General features: G+C 63.1%; 6 protein-coding genes. 4 read left to right on the top strand and 2 right to left on the bottom strand.

From position 1 onward, the window contains the following. Nucleotides 1–40: 40 nt before the first annotated feature. On the top strand, nucleotides 41–1,579 hold the full coding sequence (locus tag AC0GNR_RS19190) for an IS3 family transposase (RefSeq protein ID WP_472900978.1): 1,539 nt from the start codon (nucleotides 41–43) through the stop codon (nucleotides 1,577–1,579). A gap of 95 nt (nucleotides 1,580–1,674) precedes the next feature. Here the strand turns inward: AC0GNR_RS19190 and AC0GNR_RS19185 are convergent, their stop codons facing one another. After that, a complete protein-coding gene (locus AC0GNR_RS19185) occupies nucleotides 1,675–2,817 on the bottom strand; it encodes an HPP family protein (RefSeq protein ID WP_305335546.1) in 1,143 nt (380 codons plus the stop codon). After that, on the bottom strand, nucleotides 2,818–4,002 hold the full coding sequence (hmpA, locus tag AC0GNR_RS19180) for an NO-inducible flavohemoprotein (RefSeq protein ID WP_305335547.1): 1,185 nt from the start codon (nucleotides 4,000–4,002) through the stop codon (nucleotides 2,818–2,820). Between the two features lie 156 nt (nucleotides 4,003–4,158). On the opposite strand from hmpA, the gene AC0GNR_RS19175 reads away from it, so the two are divergent. The 3 genes from AC0GNR_RS19175 (at nucleotide 4,159) to istB (ending at nucleotide 7,523) form a co-directional block, all read left to right on the top strand. Then, nucleotides 4,159–4,929: a GAF domain-containing protein gene (locus AC0GNR_RS19175; RefSeq protein ID WP_472902360.1), complete on the top strand. Its 771-nt coding sequence runs from the start codon at nucleotides 4,159–4,161 to the stop codon at nucleotides 4,927–4,929. Between the two features lie 218 nt (nucleotides 4,930–5,147). After that, the gene (gene istA, locus AC0GNR_RS19170) at nucleotides 5,148–6,671 is read left to right on the top strand and encodes an IS21 family transposase (RefSeq protein ID WP_305659843.1); all 1,524 of its coding nucleotides are present in this window, start codon (nucleotides 5,148–5,150) and stop codon (nucleotides 6,669–6,671) included. A 48-nt stretch (nucleotides 6,672–6,719) separates the two neighbouring features. Then, nucleotides 6,720–7,523, top strand: a complete 804-nt coding sequence (gene istB, locus AC0GNR_RS19165) for an IS21-like element helper ATPase IstB (protein ID WP_472902004.1) — start codon at nucleotides 6,720–6,722, stop codon at nucleotides 7,521–7,523. The last annotated feature ends 148 nt before the right edge of the window (nucleotides 7,524–7,671 follow it).

Raw genomic sequence — 7,671 nt, 5'->3', positions numbered from 1 at the left:
GGGGATGCGGCTAAAAACTTGGACTACCTGGAGGTAGTTCATGTATTCCTACGAAGACCGAATCCGAGCCGTCAAGCTCTACATCAAGCTTGGCAAGCGCCTCAGGGCCACCATCCGCCAGTTGGGCTATCCGACCAAGAACTCCCTCATTGGCTGGTTCCGCGAGTACGAACGGAGCCAGAACCTGCGAGTCGGGTATTCGCGATCAGGACAGAAGTATTCCGATCAGCAGAAGTATGCGGCGGTGAAGCACTACCTTGATCACGATCGGTGCATTGCCTCGACCATGCGGGCTTTGGGATATCCCGGTCGGGCGTTACTGACCAAGTGGATTGACGAGCTGCACCCCGAAGTTCGCCACCGAATGGTGGGCCGGGCACCGAATACCCTGCACTCCGACGAGCTTAAAAGTGCAGCGGTGATTGAGCTTTGCACCCGAAAGACCAGCGCACAAGAAATCGCCCAGAAGCTGGCGGTATGTCGGCCTACGCTGTACAACTGGAAAAACCAGTTGCTCGGCCGCGAGGTACCCGCATCCATGAAACGTCAAAACAATTCACCGCCAGTGCCTGATGCTGCCGAACTGCAGCGCCAAGTCGAGTCGCTTCAACAGAGCATTCACCGTCTTCAGCTCGAACATGACATCTTGAAGAAGGCCAATGAACTGCTAAAAAAAGGCCTGGGCGTCAACCCTCAGCTCCTGAGCAATCGGGAGAAGACTCTGCTGGTTGACGCCCTCAAGCCCATCTACTCGCTCTCAGAGCTGCTCGTCGAACTTGACCTGGCTCGAAGTTCCTACTTCTACCACTGCGCCCGCCAGCGAAGGCCTGACAAATACGCTGACGCCCGGGTTGCCGCTGCCGATGTATTTCAGAGCAACCACCGCAGCTATGGTTACCGGCGCATGCGTGCGGCGCTGGGCAGACGCCAGTTGCACCTGTCTGAAAAAGTCGTGCAGCGCCTGATGAAGCAGGAGGGCTTGAGTGTGCCCGCGCGCAAAAAGCGTCGATACGGGTCCTACCTCGGAGAGATCAGCCCTGCGCCCGACAACCTCCTCAATCGTGACTTCCAGGCGGCAACACCGAATGAGAAGTGGCTCACCGACATTACGGAGTTTCAGATCCCGGCGGGAAAGGTGTACCTCTCGCCTGTGATCGACTGCTTCGACGGCATGGTAGTGAGCTGGACGCTTGGTACCCGACCGGACTCCGAGTTGGTGAACACGATGCTAGACGCTGCCATTGACACGGTGAAATCGTGCGACAGCAAGCCGATCATTCACTCCGACCGTGGTGCCCATTACCGCTGGCCGGGCTGGCTTGATCGGATGCACCGTGCGAACCTGACGCGGTCGATGTCGCGCAAGGGGTGCTCACCGGACAACGCGGCCTGCGAAGGTTTCTTTGGGCGCCTGAAAAATGAGATGTTCTACCCGCGAGATTGGAAGTCAACCACCATCGAGGTGTTCATCCGAGCGGTGCACGAGTACATCCTCTGGTACAACGAAAAACGGATCAAGATGTCGTTGGGTTCCCTCAGCCCCATCGAGTACCGCGAAAGTCTGGGCTTAATCAACTGAAACCAGTCCAAGAATTACGCTGCACCCCCCATTGCGTGGAATTCAACAGGAACATCTCCAATGCTTTTGATGTTGATTTATATCCAAAACTGGGCTCAAATTTGGATCGGCGCGGACACTTCTGGAGATCGGTTCTTGAACAAAGCCGCCACCAGGTCGGACTGGGTCACTATGCCCACCACCCGGTCGTGCGCGTCCACCACCGGCATGTGGTGCAGGCCACCGTCGGAGAAACCAGGCACCAGATCGGCCACGGTCTGGTGAGGCCGGGCGGTGATGACGCGCCGCGACATGATTTCACGCACACGGCGTGCGGTGCTCAGCAGCGGCGGGCGCTGCGGCACCGGCGCGCTCTGCCCGATGAAGAAGTCGTGCAGGGACACAATGCCGACCAGGCGCCCGTCGGCTTCGGTCACCGGCAGCGCCTTGACCTTGTGGTGGGCCAACCGTCGCCAGGCCTCATCCACGCTGTCGTTGGGACCCACGCTGACCACGTCGCGCGACATGATGTGCTCACATATCACGCCTGCCCAGTGCCGGCGCTGGGCGTGCATCTGCGCGCGCACCATGATCTCCTCCATGTCGTCCCGATCGATGTCCAGCACTTCGCCGAAGGACCCCAGAGCGGCGTCCAGGTCGGACGGCAAGACGCCCGTGCGGTGGGTCGGCAAGGGGTCACTTGTGCGATGGGGTGGTGTCGCGCCGTGGTGCGGGTAGCGCCTGCCGGCAATGTTGTTGAGCAAAAGTGCCAGCAGCAACATACAGACTGAGTTGACCAGCACTGGCCCGAATGCAAATGCAAGCTCCAGCCGTTGCACCGCCGAACCACCCAATACCGCCGTGAGCGCCACCGCACCACCGGGCGGGTGCAGGCAGCGAAGGGCCACCATGGCAGCCACGGACAATGCCGCGGCAAGCGCCGCTGCGGAGCCGCCGTCGCCCAGCCAGCAGTAAACCAGCCACCCGATCAGTGCCGAGACCAGGTTGCCGCCCACCACGGACCAGGGCTGTGCCAGGGGGCTGGCGGGCAGCATGAACAGCAGCACGGCCGATGCGCCCATGGGGGCGATGAACCAGGGGGAGGTCCCGCCCAGCCAGTGACGGCCCAGCCACTCGGTGCACAGCAAGCCCAGGCCCACGCCCAGGCCGCCCAGCCAGAGCTCGCGCCTGCCGCCCACCTGGCGCGCAGGCACAAACGACCGCAGCCACAGGGGCAGTGGGTGTCGACCTGTGGGCACTCAGTTCAGCGCGGCCGCAGGCCCGAAGAACTCGTAGCGCGTCTGCGCCTCTGGCACCCCCAGTGCCTGCAGGCTGCGCTTGACCAGTGCCATGAAGGGCTTGGGGCCCAGGAAATAGGCGTCCACGTCGCGGGAGGTAGGCAACCATTGGGCCAGGCGGTCCTGGTCGAGCAAGCCCACGGCATGGGCACCATCATCAGTGCCCTCGTCGGCCTGGTCGTAGCAGTAGAAGCGCTGGAGCTGCGGGTGGCGTGCGGCCAGAGCGTCGATGGCATCACGGAAAGCGTGTACCGCCCGGTTGCGCGCGCAGTGGATGAAGTGGACCGGGCGACCGCTTTGCAGCGCCTCGCTGAGCATGGCCAGGGTGGGTGTGATGCCCACGCCACCGCTGATCAGCACCAGCGGCTTCTCGCTGGGTGCCAGCGTGAACGCGCCGGCCGGGGGGAACAGGTCCAGGGAGTCACCTACCTGAACCGCGTCGTGGAGGTGGCTGGACACCCGGCCATCGGCCTCGCGCTTGACGCTGATGCGCAAATCCTTGCCGTTGGCAACATCCGACAACGAGTAATTACGGCGCTGTTCCTGTCCGTCCAGGATCAGACGCAGGCCGATGTACTGGCCCGGCTGGTGGGCCACCACAGGTCCGCCGTCCACAGGGCTCAGGTAGAAGGACGTGATCTCGCTGCTCTCGGCGATCTTGCGCGTCACTCGGAAAGCCCGCGCGCCGCGCCAGCCGCCCGTCTGTTCGACGATGGCGCGGTAGGCCTGTTCTTCGGCGCCAATCAGGAGGTCGGCCAGCTGCTGGTAGGCCGCACCCCAGGCAGCGATCACCTCGTCAGTAGCGATCTCTGCGCCCAGCACCTCGCGGATGGCGCGCAGCAGGCAGGCGCCCACGATGGGGTAGTGCTCGGGCATCACCTGCAGCGAGACGTGTTTGTTGATGATCTGCGCGGGCAGGTTGCCCAGGGCTTCGAGGCGGTCGATGTGTTTGGCGTACATCAACACGCTGTTGGCCAGTGCACGCGGTTGGTCGCCGCTGGCTTGGTGGGCCTGGTTGAACAGGGGGCGCACCTCGGGGTACTCGCTCAGCATGATGCGGTAGAAGTGGGTGGTCAGCGCCTCGCCGCCGGTTTCGAGCAGGGGTACGGTGGATTTGACGATGGCGCGTTGGGAATCGGTGAGCACAGAGAACTTCCTTTGTGGATGGAGAACGGCTTGGAACCTTCTGCCTTGCAACCCATGTGCCATCCCCTCCAGCTTTACGGATCAAACACTTGCACGAGATAATGTCGATTTGACACACATCAAAACGAAGTCAAAACGACTTTCAAATAGGTCAAATTGACAACATCCGAATGGCTGCGGACCCTGGTGCCGCTGGTGGCCGACCTGCCGCAGGACATTGCCGAGGCCGAGCGCTACCGCCGCTTGCTCCAAACCCTGCGCACCCTGTTCCCGTGTGACGCGGTGGCCTTGTTGCGCCTGGAAGGCGACAGCCTGCTGCCCCTGGCCACCGATGGCCTGAGCCGCGACACGCTGGGGCGGCGTTTCAAGGTGACCGAACACCCGCGCCTGTCTGCCCTGCTCGAATCGGCAGGGCCGCAGCGCTTCGCACCCGGCAGCACCCTACCCGACCCCTACGACGGCCTGATCGAGGGACTGCATGGGCACCTGGAGGTGCATGACTGCATGGGCTGCGCTTTGCAGGTGGAAGGCAAGGCATGGGGCGTGCTGACCTTGGATTCACTGCGCCCGGGCAGCTTTAACGACACCCACCTCGATGTGCTGCAGGCCTTCGGCAGCCTGGCTTCGGCCACGGTGGGCGCGGCCATGCGAATCAACCGGTTGGCCCGGCTGGCGCAAAGCGAACACCTGCGCGCCGAATCTTACAAACGGGCGGCCGGCCAGCCAGAGCGCGCCTTGCTGGGCCAGAGCCCGGCACTTAAACAACTGCTCAGGGAAATCGACTTGGTGGGCGCCAGCGAGCTCACCGTGCTGGTCGCCGGCGAAACCGGTGTGGGCAAAGAGCTGGTGGCGCAAGCGCTGTGGGTATTTCGGACCAACGTGACCGGTGATTTCGGCATCGTGACCGAGGATTTCGGACCAACGTGACCGGTGATTTCGGCATCGTGACCGAGGATTTCGGTCCATCGTGACCGCGTTCCTTTTCGGCTCATCGTGACCGGCCGTTTCGGCATCATGACCGATCATTTCGGTCATCGTGACCGCCGTTTCAGTCCCCATTTTGGTGGGGGTCTGTTGCCGGCGGTGCTGCGTAGAGAACTCAACCGGGCGTCCTAACCTCGACGGCTTTTGCCATCAGGAGCCAGATGCCCAAACCTCGAATTTCTCTACGCATGATCAAAGACGTTATCCGCCTGAAGTGGCAGGCCGACCTCTCGCACGAGCAGATCGCATCCACCCTCAACATCTCCAAAGGGGCCGTGACCAAGTATGTTGGCCTGGCCCATGCCGCCGGTCTGGATTGGGAGACTGTCCAGGACTGGAGCGAGCAGCGACTGACCTCCACCTTGCTGCCCAAAGCGAACACCTCGCAGCCCTACATCACCCCCGACTGGGGCCGAATCCACCGCGAACTCGACCGCAAGGGGGTCACGCTCATGCTGCTTTGGCAGGAGTACGTGGAAGCACATCCCCATGGACGTACTTGGCGCTACACCCAGTTCTGCGGTCACTACAAGGCCTTCGCCCAAACCCTCAAGCGCTCGATGCGCCAGCACCGGCGTGCCGGCGAGAAGCTGTTCATCGACTTCGCGGGCTCCACGGTGCCCTTGCGCGATGGCGCGCGCGCCCAGGTCTTTGTCTCGGCCATGGCCGCCTCCAGTTGCGTCTTCGCCTGCGCCACGCCCGCGCAGCGCCTGGATGACTGGGTCCAGGGCATGGTGCGCGCTCTGCACTTCTACGGGGGTGTGCCGCAGCTCATCGTGCCTGACAACGCCCGTGCCGTGATCGCCACCCCGGACCGCTATGAGCCACGTGCCAACGAGACGGTGCAGGACCTGGCCCGTTACTACGGCACTTCGGTATTGCCTGCGCGCCCACGCACGCCACGCGACAAGGCCACGGCCGAGAGCTCGGTTCAGGTCGTCACACGCTGGATCCTGGCGCGGCTGCGCCACCAGCGTTTTGACAGCGTCGCCCAGGTGGATACGGCCATTGCGCAATTACTACCCAGCCTGAACGAGCGCCCCTTTCAGAAGTTGCCGGGCAGCCGCGCCAGCGTGTTTGCCGAGCTGGACGCCCCAGCCCTGATGCCGCTGCCGCAGCAACCCTATGAGCTCGCGCGCTTCAAGACCGTGCGGGTACACATCGACTACCACGTCGAGATCGACGGCCATCGGTACAGCGCACCGCACCCGCTGGTCGGGCAGAAGCTGGAGGCACGCATGACCGGCTACGGCATCGAGTTGCTCCTGCGCGGCCAACGCGTGGCCGCCCACGCGCGCAGCGACAAGCGTGGGGGCTTCACCACGGTGGAGGCACACATGCCTGCGGCGCACCGCGCCCACATGGAGTGGACGCCACAGCGCCTGATCGAATGGGGCCAGCGCATCGGCGTGGCCTGCGGCGAGTTGATCACCCGCCTGCTGCAAACCTACAAACATCCTGAGCATGGTTATCGGTCTTGCCTGGGCTTGTTGAGCCTGTCCAAGCGATACGGCCCAGGGCGGCTGGAGGCCGCCTGCGAACGGGCGCTGGCTCTGGGCACATTGCGCTACAGCCATGTGCGTGACTTGCTGGCCAACAACCGTGACCAGATCACGCCACAGGCCGAGTCGGATTGGACCAGCCCGGCGCACGCGAACCTGCGCGGCCCGGGCTATTACCAGTGACGCCCTGCCTTGAACTACTCGAACCAACAACCAAATCCGAACACTCCCATGCTCAACAACACCACCATCGCCCAGCTGCGCTCCCTCAAACTCGTGGGCTTCGCCGATGCCTTACAACAACAGCACGAACAGGCCGATTGCCTGAACCTGTCCTTCGATGAGCGCCTGGCCTTGCTGGTCGAGCGAGAGGTCTACGCCCGGGGTGACCGCAAGCGGGTTCGCCTGCTGCAACAGGCGCAACTCAAGTACCCTTCGGCCACCTTGGAGGACGCCAGCTTCGAAGGCATCCGGGGGCTGGACCGCCCAGCCCTCATGGGCCTTGCGCTGTCCACCTGGATTGAGCGCGGCGAGACCGTGACCCTGGCTGGTGCGACCGGTTTGGGCAAGACCTGGCTGGCGTGTGCGCTGGCCCAGTATGCGTGTCGCCAGGGTCGCTCGGCGCTGTACTTGCGCGTGCCTCGGCTAGCAGAAGAGCTGCGCATCTTGCATGGTGCCGGCAGCTTCCGACGCTGGTTGCAGCAACTTGCCAAGATCGACGTGCTTATTTTGGACGACTGGGGCATCGGCAATCTCGATGCCGCCACGCGAGCCGATTTGCTGGAGGTCATTGATGACCGGGTGGGTCAGCGCGCCACCATCATCGCCCACCAACTGCCCATCGAGCACTGGCACGCTTGGCTGGGCGACCCCACCGTTGCCGACGCCATCCTCGACCGGTTGCTGCAGAGTTGCCGGCGCTTCAGCCTGGACGGCGAGTCGCGGCGAACGGGCCGTACGGCGCGCGCTGCAACCGTTTCAAAAACGACTATCAAGGACCTCCATGAAAACCTGACAGCCTCTCCAAAACCGTAAACTCAACCCTCTACGCAGCACCGCCAGCATCACGGCGGTCACGATCGCCGAAACGGGCGGTCACGTTACCGAAACAGCGCTGAAATCACCCCTCAGCCCACCGGTCACATTCGCCGAAATGACCGGTCACATTCGCCGAAATACGCAG

The organism is Hydrogenophaga sp. LT287, from assembly GCF_055702805.1.
Note: the sequence above shows the minus strand (reverse complement) of the source record. Positions and strands in the feature narration are given on the sequence as shown.